The sequence below is a fragment of the Caballeronia hypogeia genome (genome assembly GCF_001544875.2).
Classification (GTDB): domain Bacteria; phylum Pseudomonadota; class Gammaproteobacteria; order Burkholderiales; family Burkholderiaceae; genus Caballeronia; species Caballeronia hypogeia.
In genome coordinates, this window is record NZ_FCOA02000016.1 from 152,274 (window position 1) to 172,630 (window position 20,357).

15 protein-coding genes and 1 pseudogene are annotated in these 20,357 nt (G+C 64.0%); 10 read left to right on the forward strand and 6 right to left on the reverse strand.

What is annotated here, in order from left to right; genetic code table 11:
• Positions 1-31: 31 nt before the first annotated feature.
• The 3 genes from AWB79_RS22695 to AWB79_RS22705 are packed head-to-tail and all read right to left on the reverse strand — an operon-like array spanning position 32 to position 5,732.
• Entirely contained in the window at positions 32-1,495 is a 1,464-nt protein-coding gene (locus AWB79_RS22695; RefSeq protein WP_061169682.1) for an efflux transporter outer membrane subunit, read from the reverse strand.
• On the reverse strand, positions 1,492-4,614 hold the full coding sequence (locus AWB79_RS22700) for an efflux RND transporter permease subunit (protein ID WP_061169683.1): 3,123 nt from the start codon (positions 4,612-4,614) through the stop codon (positions 1,492-1,494). Before AWB79_RS22700 ends, AWB79_RS22695 begins: the two co-directional genes overlap by 4 nt.
• Positions 4,611-5,732 (reverse strand): efflux RND transporter periplasmic adaptor subunit, encoded by a 1,122-nt coding sequence (locus AWB79_RS22705; RefSeq protein WP_061169684.1) that lies wholly within the window; start codon positions 5,730-5,732, stop codon positions 4,611-4,613. Before AWB79_RS22705 ends, AWB79_RS22700 begins: the two co-directional genes overlap by 4 nt.
• Before the next feature lie 256 nt (positions 5,733-5,988).
• Between AWB79_RS22705 and AWB79_RS22710 the strand changes: the two genes are divergently transcribed.
• Positions 5,989-6,612 (forward strand): TetR/AcrR family transcriptional regulator, encoded by a 624-nt coding sequence (locus tag AWB79_RS22710; RefSeq protein WP_061169685.1) that lies wholly within the window; start codon positions 5,989-5,991, stop codon positions 6,610-6,612.
• Between the two features lie 201 nt (positions 6,613-6,813).
• Positions 6,814-9,114 (forward strand): mechanosensitive ion channel family protein, encoded by a 2,301-nt coding sequence (locus AWB79_RS22715; protein WP_061169686.1) that lies wholly within the window; start codon positions 6,814-6,816, stop codon positions 9,112-9,114.
• Here AWB79_RS22715 and AWB79_RS22720 read toward each other — a convergent pair whose 3' ends face one another.
• Both AWB79_RS22720 and AWB79_RS22725 read right to left on the reverse strand, forming a co-directional pair.
• Positions 9,115-11,511, reverse strand: a complete 2,397-nt coding sequence (locus tag AWB79_RS22720; RefSeq protein WP_061169687.1) for a phosphoketolase family protein — start codon at positions 11,509-11,511, stop codon at positions 9,115-9,117. It lies immediately after the preceding gene.
• Between the two features lie 235 nt (positions 11,512-11,746).
• Positions 11,747-11,962, reverse strand: a complete 216-nt coding sequence (locus tag AWB79_RS22725) for a hypothetical protein (RefSeq protein ID WP_232470976.1) — start codon at positions 11,960-11,962, stop codon at positions 11,747-11,749.
• A 311-nt stretch (positions 11,963-12,273) separates the two neighbouring features.
• On the opposite strand from AWB79_RS22725, the gene AWB79_RS22730 reads away from it, so the two are divergent.
• The 3 genes from AWB79_RS22730 (at position 12,274) to AWB79_RS22740 (ending at position 14,872) form a co-directional block, all read left to right on the forward strand.
• A complete protein-coding gene (locus AWB79_RS22730) occupies positions 12,274-13,008 on the forward strand; it encodes a MipA/OmpV family protein (RefSeq protein ID WP_232470972.1) in 735 nt (244 codons plus the stop codon).
• Positions 13,009-13,040: 32 nt separating this feature from the next.
• Positions 13,041-13,577, forward strand: a complete 537-nt coding sequence (locus AWB79_RS40545) for a hypothetical protein (protein ID WP_232470973.1) — start codon at positions 13,041-13,043, stop codon at positions 13,575-13,577.
• A gap of 128 nt (positions 13,578-13,705) precedes the next feature.
• Positions 13,706-14,872, forward strand: coding sequence for a porin (locus AWB79_RS22740; RefSeq protein ID WP_061169690.1), 1,167 nt, complete (start codon positions 13,706-13,708; stop codon positions 14,870-14,872).
• A 3-nt stretch (positions 14,873-14,875) separates the two neighbouring features.
• Here AWB79_RS22740 and AWB79_RS22745 read toward each other — a convergent pair whose 3' ends face one another.
• The gene (locus AWB79_RS22745; RefSeq protein ID WP_082862445.1) at positions 14,876-15,304 is read right to left on the reverse strand and encodes a MarR family transcriptional regulator; all 429 of its coding nucleotides are present in this window, start codon (positions 15,302-15,304) and stop codon (positions 14,876-14,878) included.
• Positions 15,305-15,524: 220 nt separating this feature from the next.
• On the opposite strand from AWB79_RS22745, the gene badH reads away from it, so the two are divergent.
• The 5 genes and pseudogenes from badH to AWB79_RS40550 form a co-directional block, all read left to right on the forward strand.
• Positions 15,525-16,292 (forward strand): 2-hydroxycyclohexanecarboxyl-CoA dehydrogenase, encoded by a 768-nt coding sequence (gene badH / locus AWB79_RS22750; protein ID WP_061169692.1) that lies wholly within the window; start codon positions 15,525-15,527, stop codon positions 16,290-16,292.
• A 26-nt stretch (positions 16,293-16,318) separates the two neighbouring features.
• On the forward strand, positions 16,319-17,101 hold the full coding sequence (gene badI / locus AWB79_RS22755) for a 2-ketocyclohexanecarboxyl-CoA hydrolase (protein ID WP_061169693.1): 783 nt from the start codon (positions 16,319-16,321) through the stop codon (positions 17,099-17,101).
• Positions 17,102-17,115: 14 nt separating this feature from the next.
• Complete coding sequence (gene aliB / locus AWB79_RS22760; protein ID WP_061169694.1) at positions 17,116-18,267, forward strand: cyclohexanecarboxyl-CoA dehydrogenase; 1,152 nt, start codon at positions 17,116-17,118, stop codon at positions 18,265-18,267.
• 30 nt (positions 18,268-18,297) lie between these two features.
• Positions 18,298-19,938, forward strand: a complete 1,641-nt coding sequence (gene aliA, locus AWB79_RS22765) for a cyclohexanecarboxylate-CoA ligase (RefSeq protein ID WP_061169695.1) — start codon at positions 18,298-18,300, stop codon at positions 19,936-19,938.
• A gap of 234 nt (positions 19,939-20,172) precedes the next feature.
• Positions 20,173-20,357: pseudogene (locus AWB79_RS40550) on the forward strand (hypothetical protein); the annotation flags it as partial.

Consider the following 20,357-nt stretch of genomic DNA (forward strand, 5'->3'; position numbering starts at 1 on the left):
CAAGCTGTTTACGGAGCGAATTCGCTTTACTTTATGGTGCTTTCGATACTTGTTGCGCATCGCGAACGGCTGATGCAACGGGCGATCCCATCGCCTGGAACAGTGCTGCCGTGTCGCTCATGCGCGCGCTGCTCGCGCGGATCGTGGAGAGGCGCGCATCGAGGTATTGCTGCTCGCTGCCACGCGCGGCGCGCGGCGCAATCGCGCCGAGACGCACGCGCGCCGCCGCATCCGCCGATACATCGCGTGCCTTGCTGCTCGCGGTATCGGCGAAGGCGAGCGCTTCGCTGTCGGTTTCGAGCGCGGCCAGCGTGTTCGCGACGTTCTGGAACGCCGCGAGCACGGTCTGCCGGTACTGCTCGACGGCGGCGTCATACGTGGCGATGGCCGCGCGCCGTTGCGCGCGCAGCGCGCCGCCATGAAAAATCGGCTGCGACAGCGACGCGCCCACGCTCCACAGCGCCCCCGCGCCCGAGAGCGCGGTCGGCCAGTCGAAGCCGCCTTTGCCCATCGATGCGGATATCGACAGGCTCGGGAACATCTGCGCCGTCGCGACGCCGACCTGCGCGGCGGCGGCCTTCAATGCGCTGTCGGCGGCCTGAATGTCGGGGCGCGTTCGCAGCAGTTCGGAGGGCAGCACGACCGGCACGTCGGACGGCACCGTGAGGCCCGTAAGGTCGAGATCGTCGGGTGCCCGGTCCGGCGTGCGTCCGAGCAGCACGGCCAGAGCATGACGCGTCGCGAGCCATTGCGCGCTCAAGCCCGGCAACGAAGCGGCGAGCGACGCCGCGTTCTGCTGCGCGGCGAGCATATCGGCGCGCGATGCGGAGCCGAGCGCGTAGCGGCGTTCGGCGTCATGCGCGTCGTCGTTGGCGAGCGCAACGAGTCGTTCGGTCACGTCGAGCTGAGCATGCAGCGCAGCCGCGCCGATCGCGCCGGTGACGATGTTCGCCGCGAGCGCACGCCGCGCCGCATCGAGCTGAAATGCCTGTTGATCGACTTGCGCGGCGAGCGATGCGTTTTCGTAGCGCGCCGCGCCGAACAGATCGAAAGTGTATTGAGCCTGAATCTGCCCGACGAAAAGGTTGTAGAGCACGGTAGGCGGACCGGCCTCCGGAATGCCGAGGCCGCGCTGACGCGTTGCCTGGCCGCCGGCATCGATCCGCGGGAGCAGCGACGAGCCCACTTGCGCGCGCAACTGCTCGCGCGCGGCGACGAGGCCCTTGTCCGCCGCAGCGAGATTCGGGCTGGCGCGCAGACCTTCATCGACGAGCGCGTTCAACGCATCCGATCGATAAAGCTTCCACCATTCAGGCACGGGCGTGGCGCCCGTCACGAAGCGCTGCGACGCGCCTTCGGCCATCACGCTCAGCTCGGCCTGAGGCTGTGCGCCATAGTGCGCGGGTTGCGGCATCGCGGGCGGCTTGCCATCGGGGCCGAGCGCGCATGCGCCGAGCATGGCGCAGACGGCAATCAGCGCGTAAGTGCGATTCATGACGATGCTCCTTCGCGTTCGTCGGGCTTCACGCGGAACCACGTGGCATAGAGCGCGGGCAGAAAGAAGAGGGTGAGCACGGTCGCGCTCGTGATGCCGCCCATCAGCGCGGTCGCCATCGGGCCGAAGAAGTTGCTGCGCAGAAGCGGAATCAGCGCGAGCACGGCGGCGGCGGCCGTCAGCGTGATTGGCCGGAAGCGCCGCACCGTTGCGCCGATGATCGCGTCGAAACGCCCGTGGCCGGAGGCGATGTCCTGCTCGATCTGATCGACCAGGATCACCGAGTTGCGCATGATGATGCCGAACATGGCGATCACGCCCAACATCGCGACGAAGCCGAACGGCTTGCCGAATGCGAGCAGCGTCGCGACCACGCCGATCAATCCGAGCGGCGCGGTGAGCACGACCATCATCACGCGCGAGAAGCTTTGCAGCTGGATCATCAGGAGCGTGAGCACGACGATCACCATGACTGGAATCTGCGCGTTGATCGACGCCTGACCTTTGCCGCTTTCCTCGACCGGGCCGCCCACCTCGATGCGATAACCCACCGGCAGTGCATGGCGAATCTCGTCGAGCTTCCTGTCGATGGTGTGCGTAACGTCGATGCCCTGCGCGTCGCCCTTCACATCCGATTGCACGGTAATGGTCGGCTGGCGGTCGCGTTCCCAGATCACGCCGTATTCGAGCGTATCGACGACGCGGCCCAGCGCGCCCAGCGGCACGGGACCATGCGGTGTGGGCATCGCGAGCGTGGCGAGTCTCGACGGATCGACGCGTTCCGCGCGCGGCGCACGCAGATCGACGCTGATGAGCTTGTCGCGTTCGCGATACTGCGTGACCGTGGTGCCAGTCAGCGACATCGCAAGGAAGCTTGCAATGTCCTGCGACGTGACGCCTGCATCGCGCGCCTTCTGCTGGTCGATTTCGAAGCGCACCGAGCGCTCCGAAGGCTCGTCCCAGTCGAACTGCACGTTGGTCGTGCGCGAGTCCGCGCGCATGTCGGCGGCGACGCGTTCGGCGATGTGACGCACCGTGCCGATGTCATCGCCGCTCACGCGAAACTGCACCGGATAACCCACAGGCGGCCCATTTTCCAGCCGCGACAGACGCGTGCGCACGGCGGGGAAGCGCTCGCGCAACATCGGGTCGAGCCAGCGCGCGAGCGCTTCGCGCGCTTCGACCGACTTGGCGGTGACGACGAACTGCGCGAAGTTGGGCGTCGGCAATTGCTGATCGAGCGGCAGATAGAAGCGCGGTGCGCCGGTACCGACGAAGCTCACCACGTGATCGATTTCATCGCGGCCCTTCAGTGCCTCTTCGAGGCGCTTCGCTTCGCGCAAGCTCGCATCGAACGATGCGCCTTCCTGCAGGCGAACGTCGATCAGCAACTCGGGACGATCCGAACTCGGGAAGAACTGCTGCGGCACGAGCGAGAAGCCCGCCATCGCGATGACGAACAGCGCGACGGTGATCGCCAGCACCACGAAGCGCCGCTTCACGCACCAGCCGACCCAGCGGCGCAGGCGTCCATAGAACTTCGTGTCGTAGATGTCGTGCTCGTGATCGTCGGGCAGATGCGCTTGCTTCTTGCGCTCCGGAAGCAGCTGGTAGCCGAGCAGCGGAATCAGCACGACTGCGGCGAGCCACGATGCGATCAGCGCGATCGCCGATACTTCGAAGATCGAACGCGTGTATTCGCCCGTGCTCGATTTCGCAAGCGCGATCGGCAGAAAGCCCGCGACCGTGACGAGCGTGCCGGTCAACATGGGGAACGCGGTGCTCGTGTACGCGAACGCGGCGGCGCGCGCGCGGTTCCACCCTTGTTCGAGCTTCACGGCCATCATCTCGACGGCGATGATCGCGTCATCGACCAGCAGGCCGAGCGCGAGAATCAGCGTGCCGAGCGAGACCTTGTGCAAGCCGATATCGAACAGATACATGAAGAGCGCGGTCACGGCGAGCACGATCGGAATCGAAATCACGACGACCATGCCCGTGCGCACGCCGAGCGACACCAGACTCACGATCAGCACGATGATGATGGCTTCGGCCACAGCTTCGAGAAAGTCGTCCACCGAATTCGAGACCGCATGCGGCATGCTGGACACTTCGGTCAGCTTCAGCCCGGCGGGCAATTGCGCGCGCAGCTTCGTCATCTCCGCATCGAGCGACTTGCCGAGACGCACGACGTCCTCGCCCGGCTGCATCGTGACGCCGATGCCGAGCACGGGCGTCCCCGCCGAGCGCATCTGCGTGACGGGCGGATCGATGTAGCCGCGTTTGATCGTCGCGATATCGCCCAGACGGAACGATCGGCCGTTCACGTTGATGAGCGTGTCGGCGAGGGCGTCGACGCTCCTGAACTGGCCGCTCGGACGCACGAACACGCGATCGTTGGGCGTCGTCAGAACGCCCGCCGGCGACACGGCGTTCTGCCCGTCGATCGCCTGTGCGATCTGCTGCGGCGAGATGTTCAGGCGCGTGAGCGTCGTGTTGGGAATCTCGACATAGACGCGTTCCTCCTGTTCGCCGAAGTAGTCGACCTTGCCTACGCCCGGCACGCGCAGCAGCACGGTGCGCAACGAATCCGCGTAATCGTGCAGTTGCGCGGGCGAGAAGCCGTCGCCTTCGAGCGCGTAGATGTTGGTGTAGACGTCGCCGAACTCGTCGTTGAAGAACGGGCCTTGCACGCCGGGCGGCAAGGTCGCGGCGATATCGCCCACCTTCTTGCGAATCTGATACCACTCCTCGGGCACGTCCTTCGGGGGCGCGGAGTCCTTCATCTGAAAGAACAGCAGCGATTCGCCAGGGCGCGAATAGCTGCGCATGAAGTCCGTATTCGGCGTTTCCTGCAGCTTGCGCGCGATGCGGTCGGTCACTTCCTCCTGCACCTGCCGCGCGGTCGCGCCGGGCCAGAACGTGCGGATGACCATCACGCGGAACGTGAACGGCGGATCTTCCGATTGCGCGAGCCGCGTGTACGAGAGGATGCCGAAGAGCGTCGCCATCGCGATCAGGAACACGACGAGCGCGCGATGCCGGAGCGCCCACGCCGAGAGATTGAAACGGCCTTCTTCGTGACGATATGCGTTGTCGACTTCGCGGTGCTCGCTCATGACGCGAAGTCCTCGGGATGCAGCGGCGCGACCACCCGCACCTTTTCACCGGCGGAGACCGTATGCACGCCTTGCCACACGATGCGCTCGCCCGCCTGCACGCCGCCCGCGAGCGTCACCGTGCGCTCGCCATAGCGCGCGACCTCGACGCGTCTCAGTTCGAGCGCGTCGCCCGGTTGCTTCACGATCCACACGGCGGGATGGCCGTTGTCGTGAAACAGCGCCGTCGACGGAATCGTGAACGCGCCTTTCATCGCATTCGTGGCTGCGAACGCGATATCCGCCGTCATGCCGAGACGCACGTCGGAAGTCGGTGCTTCGAGTGTGAGCTTCGCGCGCCAGGTGCGGCTTTGCGTGTCGGCGGCCGGCGAGAGTTCGCGCACGCGCGCCTTGAAGGTCTGCTTCGGCAGCGCCGCGAGCCTGACGGCGGCTTCGTTGCCGACGGCGAACGCACCGAGCGCGGCTTCGGGTACGTCGCAGATCACGTCGATATCGCCGCTCCATGCGAGCGTGTAGACGGCCTGACCCGCCGTGACGTTCTGGCCGGTGTCGGCTTGCTCGGCCGTGATGACGCCCGCGTGATCGGCACTGAGGGTCGCGTAACGGAGCTGATCGGCGGAAAGTCCCGCCTGCTGCTGCGCCTGATTGCGCTGCGCGAGCGCGGACGCATACGCGTTCTGCGTCTGTTCGAGCTGCGCGGGGGCGATGAGGTTTTCGGCGGCCTGCGCGCGATCGCGGCCGAGTTGCTGCTTCGCATAGACGAGCTGATGCTCGGCGGCTTCGAGTTGCGCGCGGGTGCTCGCGCTGTTCTTTTCGACATCGGCGGGATCGAGCCGGGCGACGACCTGTCCGGCCTTCACGATATCGCCGAGCCGCGCGCGCCGCTCGAGAATCTTGCCGTTGATGCGAAAGGACAGCGGCGTCGAATAACGCGGCTGAATCTGGCCGGGCAGGCTCGCGGTGCTCGCCTGACCGTCCGCTTTCGCTGCCACGGCGACGACGGGACGCGGCGCGGGCGCGGGCGCTTCATGCCGCTGGCACGCAACGAGCGAAATACAGGCGATGGGAACCAGAGCAGCGCGCGCGACGACGGCCGCGGGGGCATGGAAGAGCTTCACGAAAACCTCGGCGCCCGCGAGGGCAGGGAGCGGCGCGCCTGATGAAACCGGTCGCGCGGCAGTGGGCGATGCAAGGAAAGATCCGGCGCCCGGGTTCGAAAAGCGAGCCGGTGGCGCAGCTCAGGACGAGGGCCTGAAAGCGCCGCCCGGCAAGGGTTTCGGCGATCCGGACGTGAATACGACGTGAATTCTAATACACACTTGTATTCGAATGCAAAGTCGGATTTGTAAGCTGCGCAATGCTACACTTTCGCGCATGAAACCAGTACGTCTCACCCGCGAGCAGAGCCGTGATCAGACGCGCCAGCGTCTGCTCGACGCTGCGCAGGCAGTCTTCACGAAGAAGGGCTTCGGCGCATCGAGCGTCGAGGACGTGGCTGCCGACGCGGGCTATTCGCGCGGCGCGTTTTATTCGAATTTCGCAAGCAAGGCCGAGTTGTTGCTCGAGGTGCTCAAGCGCGATCACGACGTGATCATGCAGCGTCTCTCGACCCTGTTCGAGGACGACGAAGCCTCGCGCGCGGACATGGAAGCGCGCGTGCTGCAGTACTACAGCGAGTGCTATCAGAACAACGCGTGCTTTTTGCTGTGGGTCGAAGCGAAGCTGCACGCGAGCCGCGACCCGACATTCCGCGCGAGCTTCAACGCGCTGATGCGCGAATTGCGCCAGACCACCACCGACTACATCAGCGCGTTTTCCGAGCGTGTCGGCACGCCGCTCACGATGCCCGCCGAACAGATGGCGCTCGGCCTGATCGCGCTGTGCGACGGCGTGCAGTTCTTCTATTCGTCCGACCCGCAGTCGGTGCCGGCGCAATTTGCCGAGGACGTGCTAGGGCAGTTCTTCAGGCGCGTGGTGCTGAGCGGCGGCACCGACTGACGCAAGTCGCTCGCCGCGCGCGACGACGACGACGACGCGCATTGCCGATGGCACGCCGGATTTCGATAAGCTAATCTTTCTCGCGAGAGCCGAAGAGGCCGCGCGTGCAGCGTTTCGAATTCGCGGGCAATCTCGCGAATCGACACGAGCCGATGGCAATGAAACCAACTGATCGGGGATGACTTCCTGGAGGCAGTCTCCATGAGCGCATTCGCGCCGCGCGTCGAAGCGGGGCAAGACCTTGGGCTGGCTCGTGCGTGGATCGTCGCGCTGGCGTGCGCGCTGCTGTGCTTGTCGGGCGCGATGAACGCGACCGCCGCGCCGCTGCCCGCGACCTTGCAAGGACTCATTTCGCCGAAGGCGGCGGATGCGCAGGCGGCGTCCGCCCCGACGCCCGCGAGCCAGGCCGAGATGGTGCGTTCACTGAACACGTTGATCGGCACGCTCGACAACGATGCGCAACGCAGTGCGTTCGTCGCGCAATTGAAAGTGTTGCGCGATGCCACCGAAAAGGCCACGCCGGCCGCGCAAGCTACGCCCGCCAATGGCGACCTGCTCGGCGCGATCGCCTCGGGCATTCAATCCGTCGAAACCAATCTGAGTTCAGGGCTCACGCCGATGCGCTTCTGGGCGGCGCGCTCGGGCGCGGCCGTCGATGAACTGCGTCATATCACGACCGGCGAATCGACCGGTCAGATTCTCGCCGGGATGGCGGCGACGCTCGCCGGCTGGGGCGTGTGCGCGTTCTTGCTGATCCATCTCCAGCGGCGCGTGTTCGCGCGTTATGGCCGGGGCGTCGCGCTCGCGCCGAATCCGACTTCCATGGACATGCTGACCTTCGCGTTGCGGCAGACCGGGCCGTGGGTCGTCGCCTTCATCGCGGTGCTGCTGTTCGTGCGCGCGATGCCCGACGCGCTCGGCCGCACGCTCGGCCTCGTGATCGCGTATGCGATCGTCGCGGGATCGATCTTTTCGGCGATCTGCATGATCGTGTTCTCGGTGTTCAGCACCGCTCATCGGCGCGTGGCCGTGCAGCAGTTGCTCACGCACACGCTCTGGCCGCTGTTCGCGATAGGCGCGTGCGGCGCGCTCGGCGACGCGACCGCCAACGCCGATGTGACGCGTCAGCTCGGGCCCAATCTCGCGGGCGTCGTCTCGACCTTCGCCAGTCTCGCCGCGGCCTTGCTGAGCGGCTGGTTCGCGCTCGCGTACCGGCGGCCCGTCACGCATCTGATCCGCAATCGACCGTATGCGCGCAGACGCGATCATCAGTTCGCGACGGAAGCGCTCGATATTCTCGCGTCGCTGTGGCATATCCCGATCCTGCTGATCGCGGTCGCCTCGGTGGTCGCGATCATCGACGGGCGTGGCGCGGAGGGCGATGTGCTGCGGCCTTCGCTGCTGAGCGCCGCGCTGCTCGTGCTGACGCTGTTCGTCTCGGCGCTGCTGATGCATCTGACGCGCCGCCGCGACACCCGCGCGCAACGCCGCGCGCCGCATCTGTCCAGGCTGCTGCGCTTCGCGTGCACGCTGGCCGTGCTGGTGATCTGGCTCGCGTATCTGCGCTTCGAACTGGAGCTATGGAGCGGGCCGATCGCGCGGCTCATCAAGCACAGCGCGATGACGCCGGGTTTCAGGCACGCGCTCATCGCGGTCGTGGCGACCGTGTTCGGTGCGTGGTTCATCTGGATTCTCATCGACACCATCATTCTCGAAGCGCTCGGCCCGAACAGTTCGCGCAACAAGGCGCTCAGTCCCGGCGTGCGCGCGCGCACCATGTTGCCGCTGGTGCGCAACGGCATCTTCGTGACGGTCGCGAGCCTCGCCGCCATCGTCGCGGCGGCGAGTCTCGGCATCAATCTGACGCCGCTGCTCGCGGGCGCCGGCGTGATCGGTCTCGCGGTCGGCTTCGGCGCGAAGTCGCTCGTCACCGATCTGATCACGGGGCTTTTCATCATCGTCGAGGAGACGATCTCGGTGGGCGACTGGATCGATATCGACGGAGGCCATGCCGGCACCGTGATGGATCTCACGATACGCACGGTGCGCCTGCGCGACGGACAAGGCGCGGTTCATACCATTCCGTTCTCGCAGATCAAGATCGTGAAGAACCTGTCGCGCGATTTCGCCAACGCGGTGTTCGAAGTGCGGGTGCCGTTCTCCGCGAATCTGGACGACGTCACCCGCATGATCACGGAAGTCGGCGCTGAACTGGCCGATGACCTGCGCTTTCGCAATCAGATACTCGCACCGGTCGAAGTGTGGGGGCTCGATCGTTTCGATGTGAACTGCGTGATCGTGAAAGGGCAGATCAAGACGCGGCCGCTGCAGCAATGGAGCGTGTCGCGCGCGTTCAATGCGCGGCTCAAGCTCAAGATGGACGAGGCGGGCATCGAGATGCAACTGCCGCAGATGCACGTGCATACATCGCCGAATGAAAACCGGCCGCCGGCGGATAACGCCGCGCAGCCGGAACTTCGTGTGCTCAGGGAATCGAGTTGATCAGAACGGCCACACCCATTCGTTGATTTCCGCCTTGTCGGTGCCGTACGTATGCGCGTATTCCAGATTGCGGATGATCGCGTTCTTCATGTCTTCACGCAAATAAGCGGTTCTGGCGCGCAGGCGCGGCACGCGGTCGAGCACATCGATCACGAGATTGAAGCGGTCCACCTGATTGAGGATCGCCAGTTCGAGCGGCGTGTTGATGTTGCCTTTTTCCTTATAGCCGCGTACATGCAGATTCTCGTGATTGCGGAATCGATAAGCGAGCTTGTGGATCAGCCACGGATAGCCGTGGAAGTTGAAGATCACGGGTTTGTCCACCGTGAAGAGGCTGTCGAATTCGCGCGGGCTGGAGCCATGCGGATGCTCGGTGTCGGGCTGCATCTTGAACAGGTCGACCACGTTCACGAAGCGCAGCTTGAGTTCCGGCAGACGCTCGCGCAGGATCGCCGCGGCGGCCAGCGCTTCCTGCGTCGCGACGTCGCCGCAGGAGGCCAGCACGACGTCGGGTTCCTCGCCTTCGTCGGTGCTTGCGCGCCGCCACACGCCCATGCCTTTCGCGCAGTGGACGATCGCTTCGTCGATGGTCGCGAACTGCAAGTGCTTCTGCTTGTCCGCGACGATGATGTTGATGCAGTCGCTCGAACGCAAGCACTGGTCGGCGACCACGAGCAGCGTGTTGGCATCGGGCGGAAGATACACACGCGTAACCGACGGGCTCTTGTTGGTGACGAGATCGATGAATCCCGGGTCCTGATGCGAGAAGCCGTTGTGATCCTGCCGCCACACGGTGGACGAGAGCAAAATGTTCTGCGATGAAACCGACGCGCGCCACGGTACATGGTTCTTGCAGATGTCGAGCCATTTCGCGTGCTGGTTGAACATCGAGTCGATCACATGCGCGAAGGCTTCGTAGGTGTGAAAGAAGCCATGCCGTCCGGATAGCAGATAACCTTCGAGCCAGCCGAGCAGGGTATGCTCGGACAACATTTCCATCACGCGGCCCTCGCGCGAGAGTTCGCCGCCGTCGTCGTCCTCGGGCAGCATGTCCGCCATCCAGACTTTCTTGCTGACTTCGTAGATCGCCTGAAGGCGGTTCGACGCGGTTTCGTCAGGCCCGAACACGCGGAACGATTGCATATTGCAGCGCATGATGTCGCGCAGGAACTCGCCGAGCGGCCGCGTGTTCTCGTAGAGCAGCTTGCCGCCCTGACCGACATCGACCGCGTAGTCGCGGAAGTCGGGCATCTTCAGTTCGCGGCGCAGCATGCCGCCGTTCGCATGCAGATTCGCGCTCATGCGCCGCGCGCCTTCGGGCGCGATCGCGCGGATCTCGTCGCGCAGGCGGCCGTTTTCATCGAACAGCTCTTCGGGCTTGTAGCTTTGCATCCAGCGTTCGAGGATTGCGAGATTCGCCGGATTGCTGTGCACGTCCGAGAACGGCACCTGATGCGCGCGCCACGAGCCTTCGACCTTGTGACCGTTGATCTCCTTCGGACCGGTCCAGCCCTTGGGCGTGCGCAGCACGATCATCGGCCAGCGCGGACGTTCGATGTCGTTGCCCGCGCGCGCCTTGTCCCAGATTGTGCGAATCTCGGCGACGGCGGCATCGAGTGTTTCCGCCATCTTGCGATGCATTTCCTCGTGGTCCGATCCTTCGACGAAATACGGCTTGTATCCATAGCCGACGAATAGCGCTTCGAGTTCCTGATGACTGATGCGCGAAAGAATCGTCGGATTGGCGATCTTGTAGCCGTTGAGATTGAGGATCGGCAGCACGGCGCCGTCGCGCGCCGGATTGATGAACTTGTTCGAATGCCAGGCCGTGGCGAGCGGACCGGTTTCGGCTTCGCCGTCGCCGACGACGCAGGCGACGATCAGCTCCGGATTGTCCAGCGCCGCACCGTACGCATGCGACAGGCTATAGCCGAGCTCGCCCCCTTCGTGAATCGATCCCGGTGTTTCGGGCGTCACGTGCGAGCCGATGTGTCCGGGAAAGGAGAACTGCTTGAAGAACTTCTGCATGCCTTCGACATCTTCGCTCTTGTCGGGATAAATCTCCGAGTAGGTGCCTTCGAGATAGGCCGGGCCGAGCACGCCAGGCGCACCGTGTCCGGGGCCGGCCATGAAGATCACGTCGAGGTCGTCGCGCTTGATCAGGCGGTTCAGGTGCGTCCACACGAACGAGAGCGCGGGGCTCGCGCCCCAGTGTCCGAGCAGGCGCCGCTTCACGTGATCGGACTTGAGCGGCTCGCGCAGAAGCGGGTTGTCTGCCAGGAAGATCATGCCGGCAGCAAGGTAATTGCACGCGCGCCACCATGCATCGATCAGTCGTAGTTCCTCGCCCTCGAGCGCGGAGGATTCAGATGCGCCATTCCTGGAGTGCTTGCTCATCACGAGATCTCCTTTCAGTGGAACGTCATGGGAACGTCATGCGAACGTATGGGCGCGCTACGCGGCGCGCGCAGCGGGTCGAAACGCAAGGCGTCGATATGCCTTGCGTCCAGACGCAACTCGCGACCCTCGCATAGAGAGTCGATATCACGCGCTCACATGAATTTCAAGGCGCACGGCATGCACGATTCATCGCATGCCTCTTGACCGGCCTCGTGACGCGCGTCTGACGAAGTCAGTACTTGATGTCTCGCGCGGCCTGGCGTCCGTTCTGTTTCGTCTGGCGCTTGTCATGCCGGCAACTGGCATTGGATTGCTGGTTCGCCGCGCGACAGTCGTGCTTGGTATCGCGCGCATGCTGACGCGTGTCCTGGCGCACGTCGCGCCCGGCCTGGCGTTGTTGCGATTGCGTGGTTGCCGGGGAGACATTCGGCCAGATGCAGGCGAGCATTGCAGTGGACAAGACAATGAGCCGAACGGTGCGCGCGGACATAGTGTGGTCTCCAAAGGGGCGGGGTTGTGCATGACGATACCGGCTGCGTCGTCGCTTGTGAACTGGCTCATGCAATCGAGGCTTGAAAATTGCGAGCGAAGCGGCAATCATCGCGAAGCCATGCGTATCGATCCGATCGTTTAGAGAATCGAAATGACAGGGAGCGCGCGATGCATTTTTATCGACAAAAGAAGCGATGCGTCGGATTGCTGCGGTTCATTGCTGGCGCATGCGTATGCACGGGATCGGGCGCGGCGTGGGCGAGTCCGGTGGATCTGTCCAATGCATTGCCGAATTTTTTCGGCGTAGGCGTTGGGTCCACGACCGAATATGCGGGCGGCAAGGAGCGCATCGTGGGCGTGGTGCCCGGCATGCGCTACGTGACGAGCGGCGGCCATCTGTTCGAGTGGTACGGAACCTATGCCCAGTACAACTTCGGCAGCCTGACCGGGTTTCAGTGGGGCCCGGCGCTCGCGCTGCGTCTAGGACGGCGCAACGTCGACGACCCCGTCGTCTCGCAGGTTCATGACGTGTCGACGACGCTGGAGGGCGGCGGCTTCGTGGGCTACGAATACAGTCATGTCGGCAACGTGCCCTACCGCCTGCGGGGGGAAGTGACGGTCGTCACGAACGCGGGGCAGGTGTACACGGGCGCAAGGGTGTCGCTGAACACGAGCGCCTGGTTTCCGCTGCACGCACGCGTGTTCGTCGGCGGCGGACTCGGGGCGACGTGGGTGAGCGGTGGCTTCAATCAGACCTATTACGGCGTAACGCCCGACGACGCCCAGAAAAGCGGATTGCCGGTCTTCACGCCCGGAGGCGGACTGAACCAGATCACCGGCTGGCTTGCCGGGATTTATCAATTCAGCACGAGCTGGTATGCAGGCGCGATGGTGTATTACCAGCGTCTTGCGGGCGATGCGGCGGACAGCCCTATCGTCGTGCAGCGAGGCACGCGCAATCAACTGACTTATGGTGTGGGCATTGCCTATGCTTTTCGTTGAAACGGCGCTCGCGAATTCGACCCGGACAGACAGTGGCTATTTTCCAACTGCGGTTATGGACAAAAAGCCTGGGTGCAATAAAAGAAGTATCATCGGGAATACATTTTTCGGCGCGAGGATTTGCGTTTCGCGGGTATTCGATGACACGTCTTATCCGGAAAGTCTGGATCGCCGGCATCGTTTTGCTAGCTGCCGGCGGCTTCGCATCAGCCAACGAGCAGGCTCGCTTGTTTCCGCTTGAACGAGCCGCTGCGGGCATGTTGTTCTTTCCTTATCCCGCCGTCGTCTCGACCGCGAGCGCGCGGCCTTCGCGCACCCTTCACGCCCATTTCCACTATGGCGATGTGGCCGCGCTGCCAGCGACGGACTTGAGTCTTCGTGCCGACGCTTATCCATCGGATCGCCAGTATTCCCAGAGCCTTTCGCCTTATTCCTTTCGTGACACGGACAAGTCGCGGGACGAATTCGCGAGTTCGGACGACGACTGGCATTTCTCCGCGAATCCGCAAATAGGTGTGAATCACGAGGGCGAAAAGGGCATGAGATTTTCCGTGCGCCGCGGGTTCTGATTCGCGCGGGCGCGCGCCGGAAAACGGCATTTCCGAGGTTGCCGTTTCCCCATGCCGTCGCATAAAGTAAGTGGAGAACGCTTTCGCCGACAGGCGGGCATTGACGTCTCAGATCGAGGAGCGAGCAAATGAACAAGTTGCTTATAACCGGTGCGACGACGATGCTCACGCTCACCGGGGTGGCACATGCGCAGAGCAGCGTCACGCTGTACGGCCTGATCGACGCGGGCATCACTTACACGAACAATCAGATCACGCCGACGGGTGGCGGACACAGCAACTGGGAACTCACGAGCGGCGCGGTGCAGTACAGCCGATGGGGCTTGCGGGGAGCGGAAGATCTGGGCGGCGGCCTGAAAGCCATCTTCACGTTGGAAAGTGGCTTCAACGTGAATAACGGCCAATACACATCGAGCAACCGCATCTTCAATCGCCAGGCTTATGTGGGATTGTCGAGCCGCCAATACGGCCAGCTCACACTGGGCCGGCAGACCGACGGCATGGTCGACTTCGTCGGACCGCTATCCCTGACCGGCACCGAATACGGCGGCACGCATTTCGCGCATCCGTACGATGTCGATAACCTTAACGATTCGTTCCAGATCAATAACTCGGCGAAATATCTCAGCCCGGATTTCGCGGGCTTCAAGTTCGGCGCGCTGTACGGTTTTTCGAATCAGGCGGGCGGCTTCGCGAACAACCGCGCGTATAGCTTCGGCATGTCGTATATCTGGGGGCCGCTGAACTTCGGCGCGGGCTTCCTGCAACTCAACAATTCGGGGCAGTTCAACACGAACGGTGCCGTGACCGATACCACCGGCTCGTCGCTGCAAGGCGTGGCCGGATCGAGCGCGGTGCCGCTCGGCGCACTCGCGAGCCGCCAGCAGACCTGGGGCGCGGGCGTCAACTATGCTTTCGGACCGGCCGTGGCGGGCTTCGTCTATACGCAGACCAACCTCACGCAATTGTTCCAGACCGGTTTCAGCACGCACTTCCAGAACTTCGAGGGCAACCTGCGCTACGCGCTGACGCCCGCGGTCGGGCTTTCCGCGGCCTACACCTATTCGCGGGCGGGCGGCAATGCCGGCAGCGGCGCTCCGCACTGGAATCAGGTTAGCGCGATGGCGGATTACAGCTTCTCGCGCCGCACCGACATCTATATTCAGGGCGTGTGGCAGGGCGTGAGCGCGAGCAGCAACTCGCTGCTGGGCGTGGCGTGGATCAATGGCGTGGCCGCGCCGTCGTCGACCAGCAATCAGGTTGAGGCGACCGTCGGGTTGCGGCATCGCTTTTGAACGCTATTGCTCTTCATCCCCCGTCGCGCTCTGCGTGGCGTCGTCGAGACGCTTCATGTTGTCGAGCAGCTTGAGCAGATAGTGCAGCGTGTGCGTCACATCATCGACGGAAAAATCCTGCAGCACGTCCTCGTAGTACGCGTGAATCTTCGGCGTGGCCTGTTGCGTCCATAACTTGCGGCCCGGCGCGGTCATCGTGATCAGCCGCGAGCGGCGGTCGCGGCCGTCGGCGCTTGCGCTCACATGTCCGTCGCGTTCCATCCGGCTCACCAGACCGGACAGATTCTGCCGGCTCACCATCAGATAACGCGCCAGATCTCCCACACTCATGCCCCGTTCCGCCTCGGGCCGCGACAACGCGCCGAGCACGGCCCACTGTTGCGTGGTCAGTCCTTCCGTCTCGACCGCACGGCTCCCGGTTTTATGCAACATATTGGCGCATTGATACAGGCGAAAGAACAACCTGTTAGCAAGTTCGAGCTTTGCCGCTGTATCTGATTTTGCGGAAACCAAGGGATTCTCCTAATCACATCGTTCTTGTCTTCGCGACGAGGCATTCCTAGTATACGTCAATATGTTGACGTATTTCGATGGGCTCGACGAAATCATTCGGGTGCCGTCATGGTAACCCCTCATCTTCACGGAGAAGACTGTGCAAAGACTGCAAGGCAGGACGGTGATCGTCACGGGCGGTGGCGGCGGCATTGGCGGGGCGACGTGCCGCCGGTTCGCGGCGGAAGGCGCGCGGGTCGCGGTGCTGGATCGCTCGCTCGAAGCGGCGCAAAAGGTCAGCGATGCCATTCGCGAGGAGGGCGGCGTCGCACAGGCTATCCCCTGCGACATCTCGAATCGCGCGGATGTCGATGCCGCAGTCGCCATGACGGAAGAAGCCCTCGGCCCCGTCGATATCCTCGTCAACAACGCGGGATGGGATGTGTTCAAGCCCTTCACGAAGACCGAACCGGAACAGTGGGAACGACTCATCGCGATCAATCTGACGGGCGCGCTGCATCTGCATCATGCCGTGCTGCCGCGCATGGTCGAGCGGAAGTCGGGGCGCATCGTGAATATCGCATCCGATGCGGCGCGCGTCGGCTCGTCGGGAGAAGCCGTGTATGCCGCGTGCAAGGGCGGGATCGTGTCGTTCTCCAAGACCATCGCGCGCGAGCATGCGCGTCATGGGATCACGGTCAATGTGGTGTGCCCGGGTCCGACCGACACCGCGCTCTTCGCCGAATACAAGGAAGGCGCGGGCAACCCCGAGAAGCTGCTCGAAGCGTTCCAGCGTTCGATTCCGCTCGGTCGTATCGGCCAGCCCGACGACCTGCCCGGTGCGATCGTCTTCTTCGCGAGCGATGACGCGCGCTACATCACGGGACAGGTGCTGAGCGTGTCCGGCGGCCTGACGATGGCGGGCTGAACCGAATCGATAACGAGGAACTCATCATGAACTACGAAGACATCATCTACGAAGTGCGCAACGGCGCGGCATGGATCACGATCAATCGTCCCGAGAAGATGAACGCGTTTCGTGGACGCACCTGCGACGAACTGATCCACGCGATCAATCGCGCGGGCTATGCGCGCGAGATCGGCGTGATCGTGCTGGCGGGCGCGGGCGAGAAAGCGTTCTGCACCGGTGGCGATCAGTCGGCGCACGAAGGTCAATACGACGGACGCGGCACCATCGGCCTGCCAATGGAAGAGCTGCACAACGCGATCCGCGACGTGCCCAAGCCAGTGATCGCGCGCGTGCAGGGCTATGCGGTCGGCGGAGGCAATGTGCTGTGCACGATCTGCGACTTCACGATCGCATCGGAGAAGGCCGTGTTCGCGCAGGCGGGCCCGAAAGTCGGCTCGGTCGATCCTGGTTACGGCACGGCATTTCTCGCGCGCGTGGTCGGCGAGAAGAAGGCGCGCGAAATCTGGTATTTGTGCCGCCGCTATCCCGCATCCGAAGCGCTCGCAATGGGCCTCGTCAATGCCGTCGTCCCGCATGAAGAACTCGACGCCGAAGTGCAAAAGTGGTGCGACGAGATCATGGAGAAGAGCCCGACGGCGATCGCGATCGCCAAGCGCTCGTTCAACATGGACACCGCGCATCAGGCGGGCATCGCGGGCATGGGCATGTATGCGCTGAAGCTTTACTACGACACCGAGGAATCGCGCGAAGGCGTGCGGGCGTTTCAGGAGAAGCGCAAGCCCGAATTCCGCCGTTATGCGAAATAAGCGGGAGCGAAGTCATGAATCCGTATCTCGATGAAGACCTGGTCGCGCTCGGCGAACATGCGCGCCGCTTTGCACAAGGACGCGTCACGCCCGGCTTCGAGACGCGCGACACGACGCGCACGCTCGATCGCGAACTCATGCTCGAAATGGGGCAGATGGGTTTCATAGCGCCCGAGTTGCCGGAGCAGTACGGCGGACAAGGGCTCGGCTGTCTCGCCGCGGGCGTGATTCACGAAGAGATCGCGCGGGCGGATCTGAGTCTGTCGTATATCAACCTGCTGGCCTCGCTCAACGGGCAGATTCTCGCGCAGCACGCCGCGCCGGCGATTGCGAAGCCCTGGCTGGAGAAGCTGACGCAAGGGCGCGCGCTGCTTGCCATCGCATTGACGGAACCGCGCGGCGGCTCGGATGCCGCGAACCTGCGTTTGCGCATGGAGCGCGTGGGCGGCCATTACGTGCTCAACGGCGAGAAGACCTCGATCTCGGCCGCGGATCAGGCCGACGCGGCTGTCGTGTTCGCGCGCACCGGCAGTGCGGAGGACGGCGCGCGCGGGATCTCCGCGATGCTCGTGCCGATGGACCTGCCGGGCATCACGCGCAATCGCTTCGACTGTCACGGACAGCGCGCGATCGGTCGCGGCTCGATCTTCTTCGAGAACGTGCGGGTGCCCGTGGATCATCGGCTGGGCGATGAGGGCAAGGGATTCGTGCAGGTCATGCAGGGATTCGATTTTTCGCGTGCGCTCATCGGCTTGCAGGTACTCGCGGTCGCGAAGGTGAGTCTTGAAGAGACGTGGGAATACGTCGCCCAGCGCGAGGCCTTCGGCAAGCCACTGGCGGCGTTTCAGGGCGTGTCGCATCCGCTCGCGGACTTCGAGACCCAGGTCGAGGCGGCGCGTCTTTTGTGCCTGCAGACGCTTTGGCTCAAGGATCGCGGCCTGCCGCATACCGCCGAAGCCGCGATGTGCAAGTGGTGGGGGCCGAAGCTCGCCTACGACGTCGTGCATCAATGCCTGTTGTCCTTCGGCCATGGCGGCTACGATCGCGGACCGATGGAGCAGCGTCTGCGCGACGTGCTGGGCTTCCAGATCGGCGACGGCACCGCGCAGATCATGAAGACGATCATCGCCCGCACGCGCGCCGGCCGCGACGCGGTGCCGGCCTGACGAATCAAGGACCATCGGGGACGACACCAAATGAACTTCGACGCCGTTCTGATCGCGCCGAGACGCGACGAGTGCATCGCGCGCGGCCACTGGCGCGACCGCACCATCAACGACGATCTCGACGAGTGCGTCGCGCACTCTCCGGACAAGCTGGCGCTCACGGCGTTCCGGATGGAGAGCGGGGAAACGACGCGCTTCACGTATCGCGAGATGGCCGCGATGGCCGAGCGCATCGCGGTGGGTCTCGCGCGGCTGGGCGTCGAACGCGGCGATGTCGTTTCGATGCAATTGCCGAACTGGTGGCAGTTCACGCTGACGTATCTCGCGTGCTCGCGCATCGGTGCGGTGGTGAATCCGCTGATGCATATCTTTCGCGAGCGTGAGCTTTCGTTCATGCTCGGCCACAGCGCGAGCAAGGTGCTGATCGTGCCGCGCATGTTTCGCGGCTTCGATTTCGAACGGATGGCGATGGAGTTGCAAGCGCGTCTGCGGGGCCTTTCGCATGTGGTCGTCGTCGGCGGTGAAGGCGCGAACAGTTTCGAGGCGTTGCTAAGCGAACCCGCGTGGGAGCGCGAGCCGGATGCGCGCGGGATTCTCACGCTTCAGCGCCCGGGCGCTGACGAGGTGACGCAATTGCTCTATACCTCGGGCACCACGGGCGAACCCAAGGGCGTGATGCATACGTCCAACACGCTGATGTCGAACATCGGCCCTTATGCCGAAGCCATGCGTCTTTCGCCCGACGACACCGTACTGATGGCCTCGCCGATGGCGCATCAGACCGGCTTCATGTACGGCCTGATGATGCCCGTGATGCTGGGCGCGAGCGCGGTATTGCAGGATGTCTGGGAGCCCCGGACCGCGCTTGCGTTGATGCAGCGCGAACGCGTGAGTTTCACGATGGCGTCGACCGTATTCCTGACCGATCTCGCGAACGCGGTGCAGGAAAGCGGACAGCCGGTGCCTGCGCTGCGCGCGTTTCTATGCGCGGGCGCGCCGATTCCCGGGCCGCTGGTCGAACGCGCGCGCGCGGCGCTCGGCGCGAAAATCGTGTCGGCATGGGGCATGACGGAACTGGGCGCGGTCACGCTGACGCGTCTCGATGACGAGGACGAGCGATCGTTCACGACCGATGGCGCGCCGCTTCCCGGGGTCGATGTGCGCGTGGTCGACGCATACGAAGCGCCGTTGCCCACAGGCTCGGCCGGGCGCCTGCTGGTTCGCTCGTGCTCGGGTTTCGGCGGGTATCTGCATCGCGCGCATCTGAACTCGACCGATTCTCAAGGCTGGTTCGACACCGGCGACCTGGCGTATCTCGACGAGCGTGGCTATGTCCGCATCACCGGCCGCAGCAAGGACGTGATCATTCGCGGCGGAGAGAACATTCCGGTGGTCGAGATCGAGGCGTTGCTGTACCGGCATCCGGCGATCGCGGCGGCGGCGCTCGTCGCCTATCCGGACGAACGGCTCGGTGAACGAGCGTGCGCGGTCGTCGTGACAAAGCCGGGCGAGTCCATCGATCTCGATGCGATCGCGACGTTCCTCAAGGCGCACAAGGTCGCGATGCAATACATTCCCGAGCGCCTGCTGATACGCGACAGTCTGCCGACCACGCCGGCGGGCAAGGTGCAGAAGTTCAGGTTGCGCGAGTTGCTGCGGGAAGAAACGTGAGCATCGGTCACGCGGCGGGATGCGTGACCGCATCGATATCGCATGGGTGCGGGAGCGGCGGGATCGCGGTCAACGTGTCCGGCGTTCGCGCTGCTTTCGGCTGCGCGACGTTTCGATACTTGCGGCCCCAGACCGTGGCAGGCGGCGCTTGCGGGTCAGAACAGAAGTGCTCGAACGCGCGCCACGGGTATCTCGCGCGACGTGCCCGCGACGTGACACTGAGCTATGGCCAACATGCACTGCATTTTCGCCAGCATGGGTCCGGATCGCGCCGATGCAGCCGTGCGTCGCGGATCATCGGTTCGATCGAAACCTGGACGACGACGACACATGAAGACGAAAGCAGCAATCGCATGGGAAGCAGGCAAGCCGTTGACGATCGAGGAGGTCGATCTCGAAGGTCCGCGCGCGGGTGAAGT